The organism is Bradyrhizobium sp. HKCCYLR20261 (assembly GCF_051168435.1).
GTDB lineage: Bacteria > Pseudomonadota > Alphaproteobacteria > Rhizobiales > Xanthobacteraceae > Bradyrhizobium.
This window is the reverse complement of sequence record NZ_JBNPUZ010000017.1, coordinates 22835-44827: the sequence shown is the minus strand read 5'-3', so window position 1 is coordinate 44827 and position 21993 is coordinate 22835. Positions and strand designations below refer to the sequence as shown.

General features: G+C 66.2%; 19 protein-coding genes. 8 read left to right on the top strand and 11 right to left on the bottom strand.

Annotation, left to right across the window (positions count from 1 at the left end; all coding sequences use genetic code 11):
- Positions 1 to 56: 56 nt before the first annotated feature.
- From ACQR1L_RS28505 to ACQR1L_RS28495, 3 genes are all read right to left on the bottom strand, one after another.
- A complete protein-coding gene (locus tag ACQR1L_RS28505; RefSeq protein ID WP_434861352.1) occupies positions 57 to 545 on the bottom strand; it encodes a hypothetical protein in 489 nt (162 codons plus the stop codon).
- A gap of 204 nt (positions 546 to 749) precedes the next feature.
- Positions 750 to 1202 carry a DNA polymerase III subunit chi gene (locus ACQR1L_RS28500; protein WP_434861239.1) on the bottom strand — a complete coding sequence of 151 codons (453 nt, stop codon included), beginning with the start codon at positions 1200 to 1202 and terminating at the stop codon, positions 750 to 752.
- A gap of 7 nt (positions 1203 to 1209) precedes the next feature.
- Positions 1210 to 2721, bottom strand: coding sequence for a leucyl aminopeptidase (locus ACQR1L_RS28495; protein ID WP_434861238.1), 1512 nt, complete (start codon positions 2719 to 2721; stop codon positions 1210 to 1212).
- Between the two features lie 351 nt (positions 2722 to 3072).
- Between ACQR1L_RS28495 and lptF the strand changes: the two genes are divergently transcribed.
- The 7 genes from lptF to ACQR1L_RS28460 all read left to right on the top strand — a co-directional run bounded on the left by lptF (position 3073) and on the right by ACQR1L_RS28460 (position 11828).
- A complete protein-coding gene (gene lptF, locus ACQR1L_RS28490) occupies positions 3073 to 4242 on the top strand; it encodes an LPS export ABC transporter permease LptF (RefSeq protein ID WP_434861237.1) in 1170 nt (389 codons plus the stop codon).
- Positions 4239 to 5336: an LPS export ABC transporter permease LptG gene (gene lptG / locus ACQR1L_RS28485; RefSeq protein ID WP_434861236.1), complete on the top strand. Its 1098-nt coding sequence runs from the start codon at positions 4239 to 4241 to the stop codon at positions 5334 to 5336. Before lptF ends, lptG begins: the two co-directional genes overlap by 4 nt.
- A complete protein-coding gene (locus ACQR1L_RS28480) occupies positions 5336 to 7843 on the top strand; it encodes an LPS-assembly protein LptD (RefSeq protein WP_434861235.1) in 2508 nt (835 codons plus the stop codon). Before lptG ends, ACQR1L_RS28480 begins: the two co-directional genes overlap by 1 nt.
- A 75-nt stretch (positions 7844 to 7918) precedes the next feature.
- A complete protein-coding gene (locus ACQR1L_RS28475) occupies positions 7919 to 8884 on the top strand; it encodes a SurA N-terminal domain-containing protein (protein ID WP_434861351.1) in 966 nt (321 codons plus the stop codon).
- On the top strand, positions 8884 to 9885 hold the full coding sequence (gene pdxA, locus ACQR1L_RS28470; RefSeq protein ID WP_434861234.1) for a 4-hydroxythreonine-4-phosphate dehydrogenase PdxA: 1002 nt from the start codon (positions 8884 to 8886) through the stop codon (positions 9883 to 9885). Before ACQR1L_RS28475 ends, pdxA begins: the two co-directional genes overlap by 1 nt.
- Entirely contained in the window at positions 9882 to 10742 is an 861-nt protein-coding gene (rsmA, locus tag ACQR1L_RS28465; protein WP_434861233.1) for a 16S rRNA (adenine(1518)-N(6)/adenine(1519)-N(6))-dimethyltransferase RsmA, read from the top strand. The genes pdxA and rsmA overlap by 4 nt, the downstream gene beginning before the upstream one ends.
- 27 nt (positions 10743 to 10769) lie before the next feature.
- Positions 10770 to 11828 carry an alcohol dehydrogenase gene (locus ACQR1L_RS28460; RefSeq protein ID WP_434861232.1) on the top strand — a complete coding sequence of 353 codons (1059 nt, stop codon included), beginning with the start codon at positions 10770 to 10772 and terminating at the stop codon, positions 11826 to 11828.
- Here the strand turns inward: ACQR1L_RS28460 and ACQR1L_RS28455 are convergent, their stop codons facing one another.
- Complete coding sequence (locus tag ACQR1L_RS28455; protein ID WP_434861231.1) at positions 11829 to 12341, bottom strand: hypothetical protein; 513 nt, start codon at positions 12339 to 12341, stop codon at positions 11829 to 11831.
- A gap of 25 nt (positions 12342 to 12366) precedes the next feature.
- On the opposite strand from ACQR1L_RS28455, the gene ACQR1L_RS28450 reads away from it, so the two are divergent.
- On the top strand, positions 12367 to 14718 hold the full coding sequence (locus ACQR1L_RS28450) for a hypothetical protein (protein WP_434861230.1): 2352 nt from the start codon (positions 12367 to 12369) through the stop codon (positions 14716 to 14718).
- Between the two features lie 9 nt (positions 14719 to 14727).
- Here ACQR1L_RS28450 and gmk read toward each other — a convergent pair whose 3' ends face one another.
- The 7 genes from gmk to fabD all read right to left on the bottom strand — a co-directional run bounded on the left by gmk (position 14728) and on the right by fabD (position 21879).
- Positions 14728 to 15387, bottom strand: a complete 660-nt coding sequence (gene gmk / locus ACQR1L_RS28445; RefSeq protein ID WP_434861229.1) for a guanylate kinase — start codon at positions 15385 to 15387, stop codon at positions 14728 to 14730.
- 3 nt (positions 15388 to 15390) lie between these two features.
- Positions 15391 to 16278: a YicC/YloC family endoribonuclease gene (locus tag ACQR1L_RS28440; protein WP_434861228.1), complete on the bottom strand. Its 888-nt coding sequence runs from the start codon at positions 16276 to 16278 to the stop codon at positions 15391 to 15393.
- A gap of 121 nt (positions 16279 to 16399) precedes the next feature.
- Positions 16400 to 17683: an endolytic transglycosylase MltG gene (gene mltG / locus ACQR1L_RS28435; protein ID WP_434861227.1), complete on the bottom strand. Its 1284-nt coding sequence runs from the start codon at positions 17681 to 17683 to the stop codon at positions 16400 to 16402.
- A gap of 298 nt (positions 17684 to 17981) precedes the next feature.
- On the bottom strand, positions 17982 to 19247 hold the full coding sequence (gene fabF / locus ACQR1L_RS28430) for a beta-ketoacyl-ACP synthase II (protein WP_434861226.1): 1266 nt from the start codon (positions 19245 to 19247) through the stop codon (positions 17982 to 17984).
- Between the two features lie 222 nt (positions 19248 to 19469).
- Positions 19470 to 19709, bottom strand: a complete 240-nt coding sequence (locus ACQR1L_RS28425) for an acyl carrier protein (RefSeq protein WP_006610957.1) — start codon at positions 19707 to 19709, stop codon at positions 19470 to 19472.
- A 438-nt stretch (positions 19710 to 20147) separates the two neighbouring features.
- Positions 20148 to 20885 carry a 3-oxoacyl-[acyl-carrier-protein] reductase gene (fabG, locus tag ACQR1L_RS28420; RefSeq protein ID WP_434861225.1) on the bottom strand — a complete coding sequence of 246 codons (738 nt, stop codon included), beginning with the start codon at positions 20883 to 20885 and terminating at the stop codon, positions 20148 to 20150.
- A gap of 34 nt (positions 20886 to 20919) precedes the next feature.
- The gene (gene fabD / locus ACQR1L_RS28415; protein WP_434861224.1) at positions 20920 to 21879 is read right to left on the bottom strand and encodes an ACP S-malonyltransferase; all 960 of its coding nucleotides are present in this window, start codon (positions 21877 to 21879) and stop codon (positions 20920 to 20922) included.
- Positions 21880 to 21993: the final 114 nt, after the last annotated feature.

The following is a 21993-nucleotide window of genomic DNA, read 5'->3' as shown; positions in this document are numbered from 1 at the left end:
CACGGGTAGCGCGGCACCAAGCTTGGTCTTACAGGCTTGGTCTTGCAGGCTTGGTCTTAAGTGGCGCGCTTCTTCGCCTTGCTCGGCTTCGCCACCTTCGGCGCCGGTCCGGCATCGGGCGCGCGCTCGACGGACGCGAGCCGGCCGCTGTTGAAGGTGTAGACGCCGGCGCGGGCGCCGCGCAGCCATGTCACGGTGGCAACACGCTCACCGCCATTGCTCGAAATGTTGACGTTGTCAGGCGCACCGATGCCACGCACGACGTCGCACTCGGTATGGCCGAGAGCAACAGTGCCCCCGGCGGTCGGCGGCGGCGCAGCCGCGGCGTCATTCGCCATCGCATTGGCGCCGGAAGGCGCCATGCCGGGACACGCACCATCCGCGCTGACGAGATCCTCAGGCGACACCGGCTTATCCGGCGTCAACGGCGGCGCGTCGATCGAGATGTTCTTGATGAACAGGCGCTGCGGCCGGTTGAACCATTCGGCGTCCTTCGACAGGAACTCCGGCGTGCTCGAGCATCCGGTCATGACCGGTGCCAGCACAAGAAACGCCAGAACGCGCGTCAGCTGTTTGTTGTGATCTCGCACGATGAACCTTGCTGAATTGCAACCTGTGGACACTCTAAGATGTTGTCCCAACATCACTTTGCGGCACGTTCGTGACTTTGCCAACGCTTGGCCGGCAAATCGGCAGATTATCATTAATCACGATGTGCCGCTATTACCGGGCCAGCAATGAACCGGCTGCTACTGCCGACGTTGCCACCGTCCCCGCTCATCGGCCTGCCAGTAAGTGACCTCGAATCCGCGCGCTTTGCAATCGGTCCATGCCGACCGCGCTGCAGCAAGCGCATCCGGATCGTCGCCGTTGAACACCAGAACCATGCGCTCATAGGTCTGTGAGTCGGACGGCAACGGCGCGTTGTCCACGAGAAATCGCACATGCGCGCGGTTGGGATTGCTCTCCTCCACCGCCAGCAGAATCGGCTGGTCGGCTGCATCGGCCACCCGCCAGGTGGCATGCGGCAGAAACGAATCGTCACGATAGGTCCACAGATGCGCATCGAGCGCATCCGCGCGTTCCTCCGAGGTCGCTTGCACCACCACGCGCCAGCCGCGCTCGAGCGACTTCTCGAGCAGCGGCGGCAGGACGGATTCGAGCGTCATGTTCTGCAGATGATAGAACAGGACTTCGGTCATCGCAGGTTCAAACCTTGGCGCCTGCTTTGGCCTCGTAGGCGTCCCACACCATCCGGTCGAGCAGGCGGACACCGTAGCCGGACCCCCAGCTCTGGTTGATTTCCGATTTCGGCGCGCCCATCGCGGTGCCGGCGATGTCCAGATGCGCCCACGGCGTGTCGTTGACGAAGCGCTGCAGGAATTGCGCGGCAGTGATCGAGCCGCCATGCCGTCCGCCGGTATTCTTCATGTCGGCGAACTGCGAATCGATCAGCTTGTCGTATTCGGGTCCGAGCGGCATGCGCCAGACCTTCTCACCGGTTTCCTGTCCCGCCTTGACGAGCTTGTCGGCGAGATCGTCGTTGTTGGTGAACAGGCCGGCATGCTCGGTGCCGAGCGCGACCAGGATCGCCCCCGTCAACGTCGCCAGATCGATCATGAATTTCGGCTTGTACTTGGTCGCGACGTACCAGAGCACGTCGGCGAGCACGAGCCGTCCTTCGGCATCGGTGTTGATGATCTCGATGGTCTGGCCCGACATCGAGGTGACGATGTCACCGGGACGCTGGGCGTTGCCGTCGGGCATGTTCTCAACCAGGCCGATCGCGCCGATCACATTCGCCTTGGCTTTGCGCGCGGCGAGCGCATGCATGAGGCCGACGACGCAGGCCGCGCCCCCCATGTCGCCCTTCATGTCCTCCATCGAGCCGGCCGGCTTGATCGAGATGCCGCCGGTGTCGAAGCAGACGCCCTTGCCGATGAAGGCGGCCGGCGGCTCGCCCTTCTTGCCGCCGTCGTAGCGCATCACCACCGTGCGGCTCGGCCGCGCCGAGCCCTGGCCGACGCCGAGCAGCGCGCCCATGCCGAGTTTCTTCATGGCGGGAACGTCGAGAATCTCGACGGTGACGCCGAGCTTGCGCAGCGCGGCGGCGCGCTTGGCGAACTCTTCCGGGTAAAGCACGTTCGGCGGCTCGTTCACGAGATCGCGCGCCAGGATGACGCCATCGGTCACATGCGCGCGAGGCGCGAACGCCTTCTTCGCGGCAGCGACGTCGGCGACAGCGACCGACAGGTTGGCGGACACGCCGCCCTCCTCGTCCTTCTTCTTGGTCTTGTAACGGTCGAACCGATAGGCACGCAGCCGCACGCCTTCCGCGAGCGAGCTGACCTGGTCCGGCGTCATCGGCCCCGCGGGCAGTTCGGCCAGCACCGTCACCGCTTCAGTTCCGGCATTCAGCTTGCCGGTTAAAGTCCCGCCGTACTTGAGTAAATCCTTGTCCTTCAGATCGGCGCCCTTGCCCGTGCCGATCACGATCAAGCGCTGAATCTTGATTCCCTCGGGCGCCAGCAGGTCGAGCACGGCGCCGTCCTTGCCCTTGAACCGCGCGGCGCCAGCGGCGCGCTTGATCAGGTCCGTGGCTCCCCCGAGCGCCTTCTCGGTCGCGACTCCAAGTCGCAGGGTGTCATCGCAAAACGCCACCACGATACCGCGGGGAGCGGTCGACAGCGGGACGAAGCCGACCTTGACGGCGTCGGACATCAAGCAATCCTCCAGATTTCGACGTGATGAGCCGCCACGTCCGGCCGAAAACTTCAAGGGCCAGACGAGGATGGCGGCTGTTCAGAACCCAACTTGGCAACAGTATGGCCCGCCGTGGCCGGACCTGCCAAGGGGCCCATGAAAGGTCGCGTGGCGGAGTGGTCACAATGATGAAATTTTAACCGTATTTTCGTGGCGCCATGTCACAGCCATTTTGTCGACGGATCAAAGGGATGGTACAGATACTCACCGCCTTCGGAACGTGACGGCGACAGCAGCCTCGGGGGCCCGTTGCGAGGGTTGGCTGCAGCGCTCGTTTGGGACAGCTGACTGGGGATTCGAGCGCACACGATGGGGTCCATCGACAGGTACATCTTTCGCACGACGCTGGCGTCGTTCGCGTTGGTGCTGGTCAGCCTCACCGGCGTGATCTGGATTACCCAGGCGCTGCGCGGCATCGACCTGATGACCAGCCAGGGCCAGACCATCCTGACCTTCCTCGGCATCACCGGCCTCGTGATTCCCTCGCTGCTCGGCGTCATCGCGCCGATCGCGCTGATGATCGCGGTCTCGCACACGCTGAACAAGCTCGCGACCGATTCGGAGATCATCGTCATGAACGCCGCCGGCATGTCGCCGATCCGGCTGTTCGTCCCGTTCGCCTACGCGACCTGCGTGGTCGCGATCCTGGTGACCCTGATCGCATCGTTCTTCGCGCCCGACGGCCTGCGCCGGATCAAGCAATGGGACGCCGAGATCACCGCCGACGTGCTCGCCAACATCCTGCAGCCCGGGCGCTTCGCGCAGCTCGACCAGAACCTGACGATCCGAATCGGCGAACGCTCGCCCGGCGGCGAGTTGAAGAGCATCCTGATCGATGACCGCCGCGACCCCAAGGAGCGCATCACCATCATCGCCGAGAAGGGCACCGTCGTGAAGAACGCCGACGGCTCGTTCCTGGTGCTGGAGGACGGCAATCTCGAGCGCTTCGAGCTCGGCAAGCGCGAACCGGCGATGGTCGCTTTCGCCCGCTACGCCTTCGACATGTCGAAGTTCTCGAACCAGGGCCGCGACGTCACGCTCGGCATCCGCGAGCGCTATCTCTGGGAGCTGATGGCTCCGGCCGAGAACGATCCGATCTACAAGCAGATCCCCGGACAGTTCCGGCAGGAGCTGCATGACCGCTTCCTGGCGCCGATCTATCCGTTCGCCTTTGCCGCCCTCACCTTCGCGTTCCTCGGCGCGCCACGCACGACGCGGCAGAGCCGCAACTTCTCGTTCGGCAGCGCCATCCTGGCCGTGTTCGGCGTCCGCATGGCGGGCTTTGCCTGCTCAGTCATGACGGTGAAGACCCCCATGGCCGCGCTGGTGCAATACCTGATGCTGTTCGGCGTGCTCGGCCTGTCGATCTGGATCATCGTCGGCGGCGTGGTGGTCGAACCGCCGGCGCGGCTGATGGAGGCGATCAACCGCTCGAACGCGCGCATCGCACGGCTGTTCAGAAGGCCGGTCGCCGCATGAGCATGGTCACCAACACGCTCGGACGCTATTTCGCCGGCCGCTTCCTGGTCTCGGCGGTCGGCGTGTTCGCCAGCATCTTCATCCTGCTCGTGCTCGTCGATTACATCGAGATGGTACGCAAGACCTCCGGGCTGGCCTCGGCCTCGGCGCTGATGGTGGCGGAGACCTCCCTCTTCCGCGTGCCGCAGCTGCTCGAGAAGATGATGCCGTTCTGCGTGCTGATCGGCGCCATGACCTGCTACCTCGCGCTGTCGCGCCGGCTCGAGCTGGTGGTGGCGCGCGCCGCGGGCGTCTCGGCCTGGCAATTCATCGCGCCCGCGCTCGCCAGCGCCATCATGCTCGGCCTGATGGCGACCACGCTGTACAACCCGATGTCGGCGAATCTGCGCGAGCTCTCCAAGCGCATGGAGGCCGAGCTGTTCGGCTCCGCCCCAGGCGGCGGCGTGCAGGACGCGGCCGGCTTCTGGCTCAACCAGATCAATCCGGACGGCTCGGTCATCATCAACGCCGCGCGCAGCGAACAGCAGGGCGTGCGGCTGACCGGCCTGACCCTGTTTCGTTTTGACACGAACAAGCGCTTCAAGGACCGAATCGAAGCGCGCGAGGCGACGCTGGAGGAAGGCCGCTGGGTCTTCCGCTCGGTGCGCCGATTCTCGCTCGATGCGCCGCCGGTGGACGAACCGACGTTCATTCTTCCCACAAGCCTGACCCCGGCGCAGGTCCGAAACAGCTTCTCCACCCCCGAAACTGTGTCGTTTTGGCAACTTCCGACCTACATCCGCTCCTCGGAGAGTTCAGGCTTCGCGACCGCGGGGTACAAACTGCAGTATCATAAGCTGATCGCACAGCCGTTTCTGCTGGCTGCGATGGTCATGCTGGCCGCATCCGTAAGCTTGCGGTTCTTCCGAATGGGCGGCGTTCAAAAGATGGTTTTGAGTGGCGTGGGCGCCGGGTTTCTGCTCTACGTTCTGTCGAAAGTAACTGAAGATTTGAGCAAGGCTGAGTTGATGAATCCGATCGCTGCGGCGTGGCTTCCGGTGTTCGTCGGCGGCCTCACCGGCTTCATGGCCTTGCTCTACCAGGAGGACGGCTAGTGTCGTTCGTTGCCGTCCGTCAGACCGCGCTCGCCGCGATTCGGCAGCGTGTTGCCGCGCGCAGCGCCTGCGCGCGCGCGCGCTTCGTCGCGTCTGCTGCTACCGGATTCGTCGTGGCCGGAGGATTCGGCCTGCTGCTGGCGCTCGCCGTCGGCATCGCGGCCCCGTCTCCTGCTGCTGCCCAGAGCTTCACCTACAATCCGCGGCCGCCCAAGGCGCCGCCGCCGCGCGTCGCCAACGACAACCAGATGCTGGTGCAGGCGACCGAGGTCGACTACGACTACAACAACTCGCGTGTGTCGGCCGTCGGCAACGTGCAGCTGTTCTACAACGGCACCTCGGTCGAGGCCGACCGGGTGATCTACGACCAGAAGACCAAGCGCCTGCATGCGGAAGGCAACATCCGCATGACCGACGCCGACGGCAAGATCACCTACGCCAACAGCCTCGATCTCTCCGACGACTACCGCGACGGCTTCGTCGATTCGCTGCGGGTCGAGACCGAGGACCAGACGCGGATGGCGGCGACCCGCGCCGACCGCTCCAAGGGCAATTACACCGTCTTCGAGAACGGCGTGTACACCGCCTGCGCGCCTTGCAAGGACAATCCCAAGAAGCCGCCGCTGTGGCAGGTCAAGGGTGCGCGCATCATCCACGACCAGACCGAGAAGATGCTGTATTTCGAGAACGCCCAGCTCGAATTCTTCGGCGTTCCGCTCGCCTACATTCCCTACTTCTCGACGCCAGATCCGACGGTGAAGCGCAAGAGCGGCTTCCTGATGCCGGGCTTCACCCAGACGGGCGGCTACGGCTTCGGCGTCGACATCCCCTATTACTGGGCGATCGCGCCGGATTACGACGCGACATTCACGCCGCGCATCACCTCCAAGCAGGGCGTGCTGGTGCAGACCGAATTCCGCCAGCGCCTCAGCAATGGCGGCTACCAGGTGCGCCTGTACGGCATCGACCAGCTGAACCGCAACGCGTTCGCCGGCCAGCCGGGCGATCGCCAGTTCCGCGGCGGCGTCGACACCAAGGGCCAGTTCGCGATCAACGACAAATGGGTGTGGGGCTGGGACGGCATCCTGCTGTCCGACTACATGTTCCTGTCGGATTACCGGCTGGCGCAGTATCGCGACCCGTTCAACTCGTTCATGAGCCTGCCGACGGAAGCGATCTCGCAGCTGTACCTGACCGGCGTCGGCAGCCGCAGCTTCTTCGACGTCCGGGCGATCCATTATCTGAGCTTCTCGGGCAACCAGCAGACCGTGCCGGTGGTCTACCCGGTACTCGACTACTTCAACGTGCTGAACTATCCGGTGTTCGGCGGCGAGGTCAGCTACAAGACCAATTTCGTCAATCTCAGCCGCGAAACGGCGGTGTTCGATCCGATCACCACGACGGCCAACACCGCCGGCCTGTGCACCACGACATCGGCTGATCCGCGCGCGCGCCTGCCCACCCAGTGCCTGCTGCGCGCCACGCCCGGCACCTATACCCGGCTGACGGCACAGGCCGAATGGCGGCGCTCGTTCACGGACCCGTTCGGCCAGATCTGGACACCGTTCGCGATCCTGCGCGCGGATGCGATCAACGCGCAGGTCTCGAACCAGCCGGGCGTCGGCAACTTCCTGCAGACCGGCGACACCCAGGCGCTGCGCCTGATGCCGACCGTCGGCCTCGAATATCGCTACCCGTTCATCAACGTGCAGCCGTGGGGCACCACCACGATCGAGCCGATCGCGCAGGTCATCATCCGGCCGAACGAGACCTATGCCGGCAGGCTGCCGAACGAAGACGCGCAGAGCATGGTGTACGACGCCAGCAACCTGTTCAGCGTCAACAAGTTCTCCGGCTACGACCGCGTCGAGGGCGGCGGCCGCGCCAATGTCGGCGTGCAGGCCACCACCCAGTTCGACCGCGGCGGCACCATCAACGTGCTGTTCGGCCAGTCCTACCACCTGTTCGGGCTGAACTCGTACGCGGTTCAGGACATGAACAACACCGGCATCGGGTCGGGCCTGGACAAGAACGTCTCGGATTATGTCGCCCGCGTCGATTACTCGCCGAACCGGACCTACACGTTCAGCATGCGCAGCCGGTTCGACCAGCAGACGCTGAACATCCAGCGCTTCGAGGCCGAGGCGAAGGCGAACTTCGACCGCTGGTCGGTGGCCCTGACCTACGGCAACTATGCCGCAGATCCGGCGCTCGGCTACCTCGACCGGCGTGAGGGCATCCTGGGCAGCGGCTCCGTCAAGGTGGCACCGAACTGGATCGTCACGGGTGCAGCGCGCTGGGATCTGGCCGCCAACAAGATCAACCAGTATGTGATCGGCGCCGGCTACGTGGACGATTGTTTCGTGCTGGCCGCAAACTACGTTACGTCCTATAATTACACGGCAGGCACCACTCCGCCCGTTCTGAGCCACGCCTACATGCTCCAGATCGGACTTCGGACGCTTGCGAACTCCTCGTCCACGGGGACCGGGGCTGGTATCCAGTAGCGCGCGCCAGCCCCCCGACGGTTCCGCCGGGCTCGAGAGTTCCTCGTCGAGAGCCGTGGTGCCGCTTCCCGTTGGATCCATTTCGAACAGCGAAGCTTGGTCATGACGATCGCGTTCCTTCTCCGCCTTCGGGCCCTGGCCGTCTGCAGTCTTGCGGCACTGGCCTGCGGCGCCGGAACCTCTCCGGCCCGTGCCCAGAGCATCGTCGTCATGGTGAATGGCGACCCCATCACCGATTTCGACATCCAGCAGCGAACGAAGCTGAACTTCCTGAGCACCCGCAAGCAGCAGACCCGCCAGGAGATCATCAACGAGCTGATCGATGACCGGGTGAAGATCAAGGAAGGCAAGAAGTTCGGCGTCGAGCCGAGCTCTTCCGATGTCGATCAATCGTTCGCCGGCATGGGCTCTCGCATGCGGCTCAGCCCCGAGCAGCTGACCAAGTCGCTCGAGAGCCAGGGCGTCCGTCCGGAGACGCTGAAGTCGCGCATCAAGGCGGAAATCGTCTGGAGCAGCCTCGTGCGCGGCCGCTACAAGGAGCGGTTGATCGTGTCCGACAAGGACGTGGCCGCTGCCGTGGCCGCCGCCGGTGGCGATGGCGACCAGCAGGGCCAGGCTTACGAATACAAGATGCAGCCGGTCGTGCTGATCGTGTCGAACGCGTCGAACCAGGGCCTGATGGAAGCGCGGCATAAGGAGGCCGAGGCGCTGCGCGCACGCGTGCAGACCTGCGCCGAAGCCAACAACGTGTTCAAGACCACGGCGAACGCCGTGATCAAGGAGATCGTCGTCAAGACCTCCGCCGACATCCCGCCCAATCTCCGCAAGCTGCTCGACGATACCCCGATCGGCCACCTCACGCCGCCGGAAGCGACCCGCCAGGGCATCCAGATGGTCGCCCTCTGCTCGCGCACGCCGACCACGGTCGACACGCCGAAGAAGCGCGAGATCAAGGAGCAGATGTACACCAAGAAGTACGAGGCCACGTCGAAGGCCTATCTGCAGGAAGTCCGCAAGGCGGCGATGATCGAATATCGCTGATGACCAAGCCCCTCGCGTTGACCCTGGGGGAGCCGGCCGGCATCGGACCCGACATCACCCTGCAGGCATGGCTGCGCCGCGCCGAGCTTGGACTTCCCGCCTTCTATGTGCGTGGCGATGCCGGCTTCCTGGCGCACCGGGCCAGACTGCTCGATCTGCCGATTCCGGTCGAAGAGGTGCGCCCGGGCCAAGCGGCGCAAGCCTTCGCGACGGCGCTGCCCGTGGTGTCCACCGGACACCCCGTCACCGCCCTGCCCGGGCGTCCGGACGCGACCAGCGCCGCGGCCGCCATCGGCTCGATCCGCGAGGCCGTCGCCGACGTCAAGGCGGGGCACGCGGCTGCCGTCGTGACCAATCCGATCGCCAAGGCCGTGCTCTATCGCGCCGGCTTCGCCCATCCCGGCCATACCGAATTTCTCGCCGAGCTCGCCGCTGACGGCGGTGTCGTGCCGCAACCCGTGATGATGCTGTGGTCGCCGACGCTGGCCGTCGTGCCGGTCACCATCCACGTCGCGTTGCGCGAGGCGATCGAGCAACTGACGAGCCCGTTGATCACGTCGACGACGCGCATCGTTGCCGCCAGCTTGCGCCGCTATTTCGGCGTGTCGCGGCCGCGCATCGCCTTGTCAGGTCTCAATCCGCATGCCGGCGAGGATGGTACGCTCGGCACCGAGGAGGACGAGATCATCGCACCGGCCATCGCGACCTTGCGCAACGCCGGGCTCGACGTGCAGGGGCCGCTGCCTGCCGACACGATGTTCCATGACGCCGCGCGCAAGACCTATGACTGCGCGATCTGCATGTATCACGACCAGGCCCTGATCCCGATCAAGACGCTGGCGTTCGACGACGGCGTCAACGTCACGCTCGGCCTGCCCTTCATCCGGACGTCGCCGGATCACGGCACGGCGTTCGGCATCGCCGGCAAGGGCACCGCCAATCCGGCGAGCCTGATTGCGGCGCTGCGCCTCGCCGCGCGCATGGCCCAGCAATCATCATGAGCGCGATCGACGACCTCCCGCCGCTGCGCGAGGTCATTCGCGATCATCAGTTGTCGGCGCGCAAGGCGCTCGGCCAGAACTTCCTGCTCGACCTCAATCTCACCGCGCGGATCGCGCGTGCGGCCGGCCCGCTCGAGGACGCCACCGTCGTGGAGATCGGTCCCGGTCCCGGCGGCTTGACGCGGGCCCTGCTCGCGCTCGGCGCCCGTCACGTCATCGCCGTGGAGCACGACGAGCGTGCCATTCCCGCGCTGCGGACAATCGCCGATCGCTACCCCGGACGGCTCGAGATCGTCTGCACCGACGCGCGCACCTTCGACGTCCGGCCCTATCTCGGCAGCACCAAAGCCAAGATCGTCGCCAACCTGCCCTACAACATCGCGACGCATCTCTTGATCGGCTGGCTCTCCGCGGAGCCATGGCCGCCCTGGTACGACATGATGGTGCTGATGTTCCAGCGCGAGGTCGCCGAGCGCATTGTCGCGCGCGAGAACGAGGAGGCCTATGGCCGGCTCGGCGTGCTCGCCAATTGGCGCTGTGAGACCAAGATCCTGTTCGACATCTCGCCGTCGGCCTTCGTGCCGCCGCCGAAGGTGACCTCGTCGGTGGTGCGGCTGGTGCCGCGCCCGTCACCTGAGCCGTGCGATCGGCGCGCGCTCGAACAGGTCGCCGCCGCCGCCTTCGGCCAGCGCCGCAAGATGCTGCGCCAGAGCCTCAAGTCTCTACCCGCCGATCCCGCGCGTCTCGCCGCCGCCGCGGGCATCGATCCCACCCGCCGCGCCGAGACCATTCCGGTGTCCGGCTTTGTTGCCATGGCCCGCGAATTGACCAATAGTCGCAACGACGACAAGACTTAAACAACAAGCATTTCAGGGAGAGTCATCATGGCGTTGATGCGCCGTCAGTCGCTCGTCAAATTCGATGCGCCGCTGTGCGAAACCATCGTCGAGACACCGAAGCCCGTGGGGCGCGAGGTGCTGGTGCGCATCGAGCGCTGTGGCCTCTGCCACTCCGACCTGCACATCCAGGACGGCTATGCCGATCTCGGAGGCGGCAAGCGCCTCGACACCACGCGCGGCATGACGCTGCCTTTCACGCTGGGACACGAGATCGCCGGCGTCGTCGACGAGGTCGGCTCCGACGTGCCGAAGGAGTTGATCGGCGCCAAGCGCGCGGTGTTTCCGTGGATCGGCTGCGGCCAATGCCGGGACTGCGCCAACGGCGACGAGAACCTCTGCGCCAAGCAGCGTTTCCTCGGTGTCTCGATCGACGGCGGCTTCGCCACGCATGTGCTGGTGCCCGACGCGAAATATCTGCTCGAATATGACCCGCTGCCGGTGAACCAGGCCGCGACCTTGATGTGCTCGGGCGTCACGGCCTATGGCGCGCTCAAGCGCCTCGTCGATCGTCCGCGCCAGCGCAATCTCCTGCTGATCGGTCTCGGCGGCGTCGGCATGATGGGCCTGTCGTTCGCGCAGGCGATGTTCAAGCAGCCGATCTCGGTGGCCGATCTCTCGGCCGCCGCGCGTGAGACCGCGCTGAAGAACGGCGCCGCCACGGCCTACGATCCGACCGAACCGGACGTGATCAAGCGCATCCTCAAGGAAACCGGGGGTGGGTTCGACGAGGTCGTCGACTTCGCCGGAAACGAGAAGTCGATGGCGTTCGCCGTCGCGGTCGTCGCACGCGGCGGCAAGATCGTCGTCTCCGGCCTGATGGGCGGCCAGTTCACGCTGCCGATGGTTCAATGGGTGTACAAGCGCATGACCATCGAAGGCTTCATGGTCGGTACGCTGGCCGAGGGCCATGAACTGATGGCACTGGCGCGCGCCGGTCAGATCAAGCCGCCGCCGATGCGCGAGGAGCCGATGACCGACGTCCAGAAATGGATCGACGCGCTGCGCGCCGGCCACGTCGTCGGCCGCGTGGTGCTGACGAACTGATTAGTTCGTCGTTCGAACTGGCGGGCGGCGGTGCTTGCACCCTCGCCGCTCGCTTCTCGTCTGCTCATCGCCTGGATCGGACACGATGATGGAGCCGACGACGTTGCGGCGAGCCGCGAATGCGGTTGCCGCCTGCGGCTCGCCGTTTTGATCCGCTGCTCTGCATTCCGACCGCAACGCCCGGATTCCGGAACTCAGCCGCGCGACGTCGGCGCAGATCATTTGTCCACAAACGCCGGGGATTGCGGATCCGACGTCGATGATCCGCATAGCCGAATTGCGCCGTCGATCTTCACCGATGTGACCGATTTGGCGCGACATCGCGGCCGAAATCGCGACGCCGCGCAGACTCTCTTGTGGGAAAAAAGACGCAGTCCACAGCGAAAAAACCGAGACAGAATTAATCCGGAATTGCGGCTCATTGCGACCCAACTTGTTTCCGAGAACGCGCCGTTGCGTCGCGTATCCGGAGTCGTCAATGGCAAGCCGAACGGCAGGAGTTGCATTCGCCATTGCAGCCGGATTCCTCGGAACGGCTGTGCTGGTGGTGCCGCGCGCCGTCGTCGCTGCCGAGGACTGTCTGACCGAGCCCACCGGCGAGAAAACCGATGCGCAGCGCTGGTATTACCGCTTCGACCGCGGCACCAACCGCCGCTGCTGGTACCTGAAGGACGCCAACGGCAACACGACGGCTCCCGTGCGCGCCGGGCAGCAACCGGCGCCGTGGGATTTCGCCCAGCCCGCGCCGCCGAAGCTGACGCCGAAGCGCGCCGACGGTCCGGTGGTACGCAGCAGCGACGCGCTCGCCGAGACGCCGCAGCCGCGCCTGCGCACCGACCTTGCCGTGCGAGGCACGCCGCGGCCGCAGAACGTTGCGATCACGCCGACGACGCTCACCGCGTCAGACGCCAGCCTGCCGCGCAACCTCGACACCTCACCCTGGTCCTCCGCACCACCGCAACCGGCTGAGCCCACGACCACCGGCGTCGCTCCCGCGGCGATGGCCGACGATGGCAACCTTGACCCGGACGCCAACACGCCGCCGTCAGCGGATGGTCCGATCATCTCACCCGCAAAGTCGTCCAAGCCGGAAGCGCCGATCCATGTGCTGATGCTGGTCGTGATCGGCGCGCTGGCGATCTCCGGCCTGCTGGCAAGCGCGCTCTATCGGCTCAGCCGGATGGGACGGCAGCGGCGGCGCAACGGCAGCTGGCATGCGGACGCAAGAGCGCGACGTGGCCGTATGAAGTCGCGGCCCAAAACGCACACCGCGACGCAAACCGCCATGCGCGGAAACCGCGGCGGCTCAGCGGCCCCGGCGGGCGGCGGACGCAGCTCGTATCCGCCGCAGTCGGCGCTCGACCTCGCCAGCGCGCGGCTGTCCGCGGCCGACCCGGAGCCGGTTGATCCCCGCGTGTACCGCCCTGCCCATCCGGCCCCTCAACAGGACCATCCCGCGCTGGCGGCGCGCCGGCGTGACCGCGACGCAGCCGACGAGATGCAGCGGACACAGGCCAACGACGAGGCGGTTTGGCAGGCCGTCGATCAACTCGCCGACCGCATCCCGTCGCATGGCGGGCCCGTGGACGCGGCACGACCAGCACCGACGCCCGACGCACAACCGTTCGCAACAGCTAATCTTGCACCCACGCCACGGACGCAAATGACGGCCGCCCAGGTCGCCGCAATCCAGATGGCAGTCGCCCAGACCGCCAACGCGAAGATCGCGGCACCCCAGATCCCCGCCGGCAACGCCCCGGCCGCAAGCGGTCCGCAAAGTCCGCCCTACCACACCGCGCCGATGCCGCCGGTAGAGCCCTGGCCGAACGCACAGAGAGGTGCGCCGGCCGGTCCGCCCCCCAACCAAGCGACCATGCCGTTCGCGCCTGCCCCTGCACCAGAACCCGCATCCGCCCCACCGGCACCGGTCGACGTGGGCGAAATCGTTTCAGCCCTGCGCAAGGCCCGCGCGGGCGAAGCCGGCCCTGCAGCCGGCGGCGGCGGCGCGCCGGTGGACGCCGCCAAGGTCATCGCGGCCCTGCTGGTGTCGCGCGCCGCCAAGCGGCGCGCGGCTCAATCTGGTCCAGACGAAGCCGGTGCCGCGCGCCCTGCTGCCGGCGCAATGACCCAGGCGGCCCCGCAGCCGGCGGCCGATGTTGCCGCGGTGCAGACGATGCAGGCCGCCCAGCATCTCATCGATCGCTTCCGGGACGGCAGAGAGGAAGCCGGACAGCCCGCTCCCCTCATGCCGGCTCAGGCCATGGCTGCACCTGAGACCGCTCAGTCAGGCGATCCGGCCGCTGCGCTCATCGAAACACTTCGCGCCCATGCCGCGCGGCAGCCGGCCTATGAGCGGGACGGCCAGGAGCACGACACCCCGGCCGGGCGGATGCCGATGTCGAACGCGCCAGCGTCCGCTGAGGACGACGAGCTCGACGATCCCGCGGCGGCGCTGATCAATCTGCTGCAGTCGCGGTTCTCATTGCCCGAAGATGAACTGGAGCCGGACACGGCGCAGGACGCGCCCGAGACGTCGGCGCCCGAGCCGCCGCAGACCGTTGCCCACTTCCACGAAGATCCGGCGGCTCAGTTGTTGAGCATGTTGGAGTCACGGTCCAGCATCCCCGCCGCACCGACTACCGTGGAGCGGCAGCCACCGCCGCAACGGCAGCAGCAGCCACAGCGGCAACAGCCGCAGCCACAACGGCAGCAACCGGTTCAGCAGCGGCGTCCGCAATTCGCTCCCGCGCCGTTCGAGGATCCGGCCTCGCCGCCGCTCGACTTCATCCCGCGACCGCAGGCGCTGCGGCCGCGCGCGCACAGCATTCAGCACGACGAGTCGCTCGATGGCATCCAGGATATCCTGGCGCGCCTCGGCCGCCGGGCCTGACGAAGCGCTTCAGCTGTCGAGCTGGCTCTGTAGTTCGCGTACGAACGTCGTCAGCCCGGTGCGCCGCTCGCGCTTCAACCGCTCGGCCTTGAGGATCGACTGCACCTCGGCGAAGGCGTCGTCGACGTTGCGGTTGATGACGATGTAGTCGTACTCCGCCCAATGGCTCATCTCGTGGCTGGCGCGGCTCATGCGCCCGCGGATGACCTCGTGCGAATCCTGCGCCCGCGTGTGCAGCCGCTTTTCCAGATCAGCGGCAGACGGCGGCAGGATGAACACGCTGACGACGTCCTGCCGCGCCTTTTCGCGCAGCTGCTGCGTGCCCTGCCAGTCGATGTCGAACAGCACGTCCTTGCCGGCCGAGAGCGCGGCCTCGACCGGACCGCGCGGCGTGCCGTAGCGGTTGTCGAACACGGTCGCCCATTCGAGCAGTTCGCTGCGCTTGACCATTTCCTCGAAGCGCGCGCGGTCGACGAAGTGATAGTCGCGGCCGTCGACCTCGCCCGGCCGCATCGGCCGTGTCGTCGCCGAGACCGACATCTGCAGTCCCGGCATGCGATCGATCAGCATGCGGGACAAGGTCGTCTTGCCGGCGCCGGAGGGCGACGACAGCACGAACATCAGGCCGCGCCGCTCAACTCCATCGAAGCTTCCGTCGTGAGCCGCCATGGATCACTCCAGATTCTGAACCTGTTCGCGAAACTGCTCGACCACGGTCTTCAGCTCGAGACCGATATTGGTCAGCTCGATGTCGTTCGACTTCGAGCAGGTGGTGTTGACCTCGCGGTGGAATTCCTGGGAGAGGAAGTCGAGCCGGCGGCCGACCGGTCCGCCCTTGCCGAGCATCTCGCGCGCCTGCGCGATGTGCGAGGCGATGCGGTCGAGCTCCTCGCGCACGTCGGCCTTGGCCGCGATCAGCAGCGCCTCCTGCGCCAGGCGATCCGGATCGAAACGGTCGGATGTCTCGAGCAGGGCCGCGACCTGTTCGGCGAGCCGTGCCTTGATCGCCTCGGGCTTGCGGCCGGGGGACGCCTCCGCCCGCTTCGCCAGCGCCTCGATCTCATCGACGCGCTGGTTCAGGATCTGGCCCAGCGAATCTCCCTCTCGCCGGCGCATCTCGACGAGGTGCTTCAGCCCGGTCTCGAACGCCGCGATCGCGGCGTCCTTGGCGGCCTTCTCCTCGGCCTCGTCGGTCTCCGGCTCCGCCACTTCGATGACGCCCTTGATCGACAGCAGCCCGTCGATGCTCGGCGCGACCGCGTCGATACGGCCGGACAGCGAGCTCGCCACCTTCACGACCGCCGCCAGCACGTCCTCGTTGATGCGCACCGTCGAGCCGGTCTCGGTGCGCTTGACGGTGAGGTTTGCATAGACGGTGCCGCGCGACAGCACCTCGGTGGCTCGTTTCTTCGCGAACGCCTCGACCTCGTCCCAGCCCTGCGGCAGCCGCACCCGGACGTCCAATCCCTTGGCGTTGACGGACTTCAACTCCCACTCGAACGAGTAGGGACCGCTTGCCCCGTGGTGACGGGCAAAGCCGGTCATGCTCGACAGCGCCATTTCGTCAATGTCTCCGGCAGATCAGCACGGGCGACAGACTCGCCCGCCAAAAGTGCGCGAACCTTACGGTCTTTTGGGCAAATGTTAAGCCCGGTTCTGCGCGGCCGGTCTGCGTGGGAAATTATTGCTGAACGACCGGCGGGCTCGGCTGGGCCGCGCCCTGCCGCGCACCGTTGCCGGGAGCGGCGCCGCCGGTTGCGCGGTTGGCCGGCGGTTTCTTGGCGCCGGCCGGCGTCCGCGGGGACGCCGCTCCGGCAGCCGGATCCACCGGCGAGCCGGCGACGGCCGGGGCCGGCGCCTCGTCCGGTTCGACGGTGTCGTTCTGGGTCTGCCGCTCCATCGCCCGGAGCTTGGCGACGTTCTTCTGATGCAGGTCGTAGGTCTCGGTGAAGGCGTGACCGCCGGTGCCGTCGGCGACGAAATAGAGGTCACGCGTGCGCGCCGGATTCGCGGTCGCCTCGAGCGAAGCGCGGCCGGGATTCGAGATCGGCCCGGGCGGCAGGCCCTCGATCACATAGGTATTGTAAGGCGATGGCTGCGTGATCTCGCTACGCTTGATCGGGCGCCCCAGCGTTCCCTTGCCCCCGACCAGGCCGTAGATGATGGTCGGATCGGACTGCAGCTTGATCCTCTGCTTGAGCCGGTTCACGAACACCGCAGCGACACGGCTGCGCTCGTCCGGCTTGCCGGTTTCCTTCTCGACGATCGAAGCAAGGGTGACCAGCTGCTCGGGCGTCTTCACCGGAAGGTCCGCGCTGCGGCGCTCCCAGATCTCGGCCAGCACGCGCTTCTGCGCCTGCTGCATGCGCTGGATCACCTGATCGCGGCTGGTGCCGCGCGGGAACTTGTAGGTCTCGGGCAGCAGCGTTCCCTCGCGCGGAATCTCGCGCACGCTGCCGGTGAAGATCTCGTTCTCGGACAGGCGGGCGACGATCTGCTCCGAGGTCAAACCTTCGGGCACCGTGACCGAATGCTGGACGACCTTGCCCTCGACGATCACGCCGATGACGTCGCGCAGCGATGCGTTCTTCTGGAATGCATACTCGCCCGGCTTGAGGTCGGAACTCGCCTTCAGTGCGTACACGCCGCCGATGAAGATCCAGGGATTGACGTCGATGACGCCCTCACGCGCGAGCACGTCGGCAATGTCGCGTTTGCCGGCACGCTGCGGAATGTTGACGATCTTGTCCTCCTGCAGCGGTCCGGCCGTCTCCAGGATCTGCCGCCCGTAGTAGTAGGCGGCGCCGGCGCCGAGCATCGCGAACAACAGCAGCGTGATGATCGCATTGCCCACGACAACGAACGGATTGCGGGCGCGCTCCGAGCGCCGCGGCGGCGGCGGCACGCGTTCGGGCTCCAGCGCTGCGCGCGGACTACGGGGCGAGATGGGCGGCCGTTCACTCATCGATGCAACCTTCAGTCCTGTCGCTCTCGTCGCGGCCGTGCGCTCCCCACGCAAGCGACCTGAAGTCCACGCCCATCCTAACGATTCGTCATCGAATACGGCGAAAAGGTGTTTACGCCGGGCCTTGCCGCCGTGCGCATCTGCCTCCCGCGTCGGCCAGCGTCCGATCGGCGAAAGACATGCGAAGTCAAGACACGCGAAGTCAACACACGCGAAGTCTTGGGTTCTAGTGTGGCTGCAGTCGGATATCCGCGTGACCAAGAGATAACGGGCCCAAGCGGCAGTCCGTCCTTCCGCACTAGTTCACCACGCGCCGCAGGATCACCGACGCATTGGTGCCGCCGAAACCAAACGAGTTCGACAGCGCCACGTTGATCTCGCGCTTGCGAGGCGTGTGCGGGACGAGGTCGATCGCGGTCTCGACCGACGGGTTCTCGAGATTGATCGTCGGCGGCGCGATGTTATCCCGAATCGCGAGAATGCTGAAGATCGCTTCGACCGCGCCGGCAGCTCCCAGCAGATGCCCGATCGAGGACTTCGTCGAGGACATCGAGATCTTCGACGCGGCATTGCCGAGCAGGCGTTCGACGGCGCCGAGTTCGATCTCGTCGCCGACCTGAGTCGAGGTGCCGTGGGCGTTGATGTAGTCGATGTCGGCGGCGGTGATTCCGGCGCGCTTCATCGCCGCGCTCATGCTGCGGAAGCCGCCATCGCCATCCGGAGACGGCGAGGTGATGTGATAGGCGTCGCCCGACAGGCCGTAGCCGCAGACCTCGGCGTAGATCCGCGCGCCGCGCGCCTTCGCATGCTCATACTCCTCGAGCACGACCACGCCGGCGCCCTCGCCCATGACGAAGCCGTCGCGATCCTTGTCATAGGGACGCGAGGCCCGCTCCGGGGTCTCGTTGAAGCCCGTCGACAGCGCCCGCGCCGCGCAGAAGCCGGCCATGCCGATCCGGCAGATCGGCGACTCTGTGCCCCCCGCGACCATGACGTCGGCATCGCCGAGCGCAATCAGACGACTCGCGTCGCCGATCGCGTGAGCCCCGGTCGAACAGGCGGTGACCACCGAATGGTTCGGCCCCTTCAGCCCGTGCTCGATCGAGACATAGCCCGAGGCCAGGTTGATGAGACGTCCGGGAATGAAGAACGGCGAAACCTTGCGCGGGCCGCGCTCCTTCAGGAGGATCGCGGTGTCGGCGATGCCGGAGAGACCGCCGATACCGGAACCGATCAGCGTGCCCGTAGCACAGCGGTCCTCTTCGGTCGCAGGATGCCAGTTGGCGTCATCGAGCGCCTGGCGCGCCGCAGCCATCGCGAAGATGATGAAGTCGTCGACCTTGCGCTGGTCCTTCGGCTCCATCCACTGATCAGCATTGAATGTGCCGTCCGTACCATCACCACGCGGCACCTGGCAGGCCACCTTGGCCGGCAGATCGGAAACGTCGAACGTCTGGATCACGCGGGCGCCGCTCTTGCCCTGGAGGATCCGCTGCCAGGTCGTTTCCACCCCGCAGCCAAGCGGCGAAACCATGCCAAGGCCCGTGACGACAACCCGCCTCATATCCGTTTCTCCAGAACAGCCCTCGCGCGCAACCGGTGGGCTCGCGGCCGACACCTGCGCCTCGGGTCATCGTTTCGAGCAACACTCTCCCGGCGCATGACGGAGCTTGCTGGTCGTACGCCGGTGGCTGGCGGCAGCAGCCGCAACAACGCCGCCAACAGCAAGAAACCGGTCGACCGCGCGTGACGATCGGCCGGTTTCAAAGAACTCTCGCCGTGAGCGTCAGCTCTTGGCGTTCTTCTCGAGGAACTTGGTGGCGTCGCCGACCGTGAGGATCGTCTCGGCGGCGTCGTCCGGAATCTCGCAACCGAACTCTTCCTCGAACGCCATCACGAGCTCAACGGTATCGAGGCTGTCAGCACCGAGATCGTCGATGAAGCTCGCGTTGTCGACCACTTTCTCGGGCTCGACACCAAGGTGTTCGACCACGATCTTCTTAACCCGCTCGCCAATCTCACTCATCGTTCAACCTCGTGCTTGTTCCTTTAAGACCCGACCCCCGGATGATCCGCGTCACCCCGGCCGTTAAACTTCCTTCGCGATCGCGCAAAACCAGATTTGCCCCGCAGCGCCCCTTTACCGAAGTTTGGCGGACAACTTGCGGTCCGAAAACTTCGGAAACGGGGCCACTCACAAACTCCAATCCTGAGGACTCCTTGAGTCCGGTACGCCTCCAACCCCGAGCGCTCAAACAGGAACCCGGATCAGCAGCACCAGCCGTCGGAGGCCCGGCGAACGATGGCAGCTCGCCCCGCCAATATACAGGGTTTCGAAATCCTGCAATGGCGTTCTTCGGTCCGCCGTGAGTGCTCCGGTTACCATACACGCGAATCATTGCCCACGGCGTCCGGGGCGGCCGATGCGACGTTTTTTCGCCGCATTCCGCCCCGTGGACGCCGGTTAGATCATGGCCATCCCGCCGTTGACGTGAATGGTCTGGCCGGTCACGTAGCCGGCCTCGTTGGAGGCGAGATACACCGCAGCTGCAGCAATATCCTCGGGAGTCCCGAGTCGGGCGGCGGGCACCTTGGCAAGAATGCTCTCGCGCTGCTTGTCGTTGAGCGCGTCCGTCATCGGCGTCTTGATGAAGCCGGGGGCGATGCAGTTCGCCGTGACGCCACGCTTGGCGTATTCGGCGCCGAGCGTCTTGATCATGCCGATGATGCCCGCCTTGGACGCGGTGTAGTTGCCCTGCCCCGGATTGCCGGTGACGCCGACGATCGAGGTGATCGCGATGATGCGGCCGAAGCGCTTGCGCATCATCAGCTTGGTCGCGGCGCGCGACAGCCGGAAGGTGGCGGTCAGATTGACCTTGATGACCTCGTCCCAGTCCTCGTCGCGCAGCTGCACGAACAGGTTGTCCCGGGTGATTCCGGCGTTGGCGACGAGAATGTCGAGCTGTCCCATGGCCTGCTCGGCCGCCGGAACGAGCGCCTCGACCTCGGCCGCGTCCGACAGGTTGCAAGGCAGCACGTGCACACGACTGCCCAGCTCGCCCGCCAGCGTCTCCAACACCTCGCGGCGCGTGCCGGAGATGGCCACGGTCGCACCCTGGGCATGCATCGCCTTGGCGATCGCATTGCCGATGCCGCCGGTCGCGCCGGTCACCAGTGCGGTCCTGCCACTCAGATCGAACATTCAACTCTCCTCACTGCCGCTTTGACGCAGCCTCTTACGATGCCTTCGCCGCGGCCAGCGCATCCTTCGCCGCCGCAATATCCGCCGGCCCGCCGACGGCGACGCCGACCGCGCCGTCGGCGATCCGCTTGACCAGCCCGCTCAGCACCTTGCCGGCGCCGATCTCGAAGAAGCGCGTGACGCCCTGACCCGCCATATAGGCGACCGATTCGCGCCAGCGCACCGTTCCCGTGACCTGCTCGACCAGGCGCCGGCGAATCTCCTCGGGATCACTGATCGGCGCGGCCAGGACGTTGGACACCAGCGGCGCGGCCGGAGCCTTGATCGTGACCCTCGCCAGCGCCTCGGCCATGACGTCCGCAGCCGGCTGCATCAGCTGGCAGTGGAAGGGCGCGGAGACCGGCAGCAGCATGGCGCGCTTGGCGCCCTTGCCGCGTGCGATCTCCACGGCGCGGTCAACGGCAGCTTTGTTGCCGGACACCACCACCTGGCCACCGCCATTGTCATTGGCTGCCTGGCAGACCTCGCCCTGGGCCGCCTCCTCGGCGACAGCCACCGCCGCCTCGTAATCCATCCCCAGCAGCGCAGCCATGGCGCCGACACCCACGGGAACAGCCTTCTGCATGGCCAGCCCGCGCGTCCGCAGCAGGCGGGCGGTATCGGCGATCGTCAGACTGCCGGCGGCGGCCAGCGCCGAATACTCGCCGAGCGAATGGCCTGCCACGAACGCGGCGTCGCGGCCGACCGCGAACCCGGCCTCGGTCTCCAGCACGCGCAGGGTCGCCATCGACACCGCCATCAGGGCCGGCTGGGCATTTTCGGTCAGCTGCAAGGTTTCGGCGGGGCCTTCCCAGATCGTCGCGGTCAGCTTCTCGCCGAGCGCGGCGTCGACCTCGTCGAACACGGCGCGAGCCGCCGGAAATGCGTCCGCGAGCGCCTTGCCCATGCCGACGGCCTGGGACCCCTGCCCCGGAAAAGTGAATGCTGCCATCATGGCCGCTCCCTGAACGTTCCAAAATCCCTGGAATTGAGTAACTTTGGCCGGAAAGACACTGGCCGGCCCCGTGATGTCAAGCGCGCGACGGGCGCATTTCGACCACTTTCCCTT

Excerpts from the sequence above, each read along its gene's own strand:
- ACQR1L_RS28500 (WP_434861239.1), bottom strand. The coding sequence starts at position 1,202 with ATGACCGAAGTCCTGTTCTATCATCTGCAGAACATGACGCTCGAATCC.
- ACQR1L_RS28495 (WP_434861238.1), bottom strand. The coding sequence starts at position 2,721 with ATGTCCGACGCCGTCAAGGTCGGCTTCGTCCCGCTGTCGACCGCTCCC.
- lptF (WP_434861237.1), top strand. The coding sequence starts at position 3,073 with ATGGGGTCCATCGACAGGTACATCTTTCGCACGACGCTGGCGTCGTTC.
- lptG (WP_434861236.1), top strand. The coding sequence starts at position 4,239 with ATGAGCATGGTCACCAACACGCTCGGACGCTATTTCGCCGGCCGCTTC.
- pdxA (WP_434861234.1), top strand. The coding sequence starts at position 8,884 with ATGACCAAGCCCCTCGCGTTGACCCTGGGGGAGCCGGCCGGCATCGGA.
- rsmA (WP_434861233.1), top strand. The coding sequence starts at position 9,882 with ATGAGCGCGATCGACGACCTCCCGCCGCTGCGCGAGGTCATTCGCGAT.
- ACQR1L_RS28460 (WP_434861232.1), top strand. The coding sequence starts at position 10,770 with ATGGCGTTGATGCGCCGTCAGTCGCTCGTCAAATTCGATGCGCCGCTG.
- ACQR1L_RS28455 (WP_434861231.1), bottom strand. The coding sequence starts at position 12,341 with ATGGCGAATGCAACTCCTGCCGTTCGGCTTGCCATTGACGACTCCGGA.
- gmk (WP_434861229.1), bottom strand. The coding sequence starts at position 15,387 with ATGGCGGCTCACGACGGAAGCTTCGATGGAGTTGAGCGGCGCGGCCTG.
- ACQR1L_RS28440 (WP_434861228.1), bottom strand. The coding sequence starts at position 16,278 with ATGGCGCTGTCGAGCATGACCGGCTTTGCCCGTCACCACGGGGCAAGC.
- mltG (WP_434861227.1), bottom strand. The coding sequence starts at position 17,683 with ATGAGTGAACGGCCGCCCATCTCGCCCCGTAGTCCGCGCGCAGCGCTG.
- fabF (WP_434861226.1), bottom strand. The coding sequence starts at position 19,247 with ATGAGGCGGGTTGTCGTCACGGGCCTTGGCATGGTTTCGCCGCTTGGC.
- ACQR1L_RS28425 (WP_006610957.1), bottom strand. The coding sequence starts at position 19,709 with ATGAGTGAGATTGGCGAGCGGGTTAAGAAGATCGTGGTCGAACACCTT.
- fabG (WP_434861225.1), bottom strand. The coding sequence starts at position 20,885 with ATGTTCGATCTGAGTGGCAGGACCGCACTGGTGACCGGCGCGACCGGC.
- fabD (WP_434861224.1), bottom strand. The coding sequence starts at position 21,879 with ATGATGGCAGCATTCACTTTTCCGGGGCAGGGGTCCCAGGCCGTCGGC.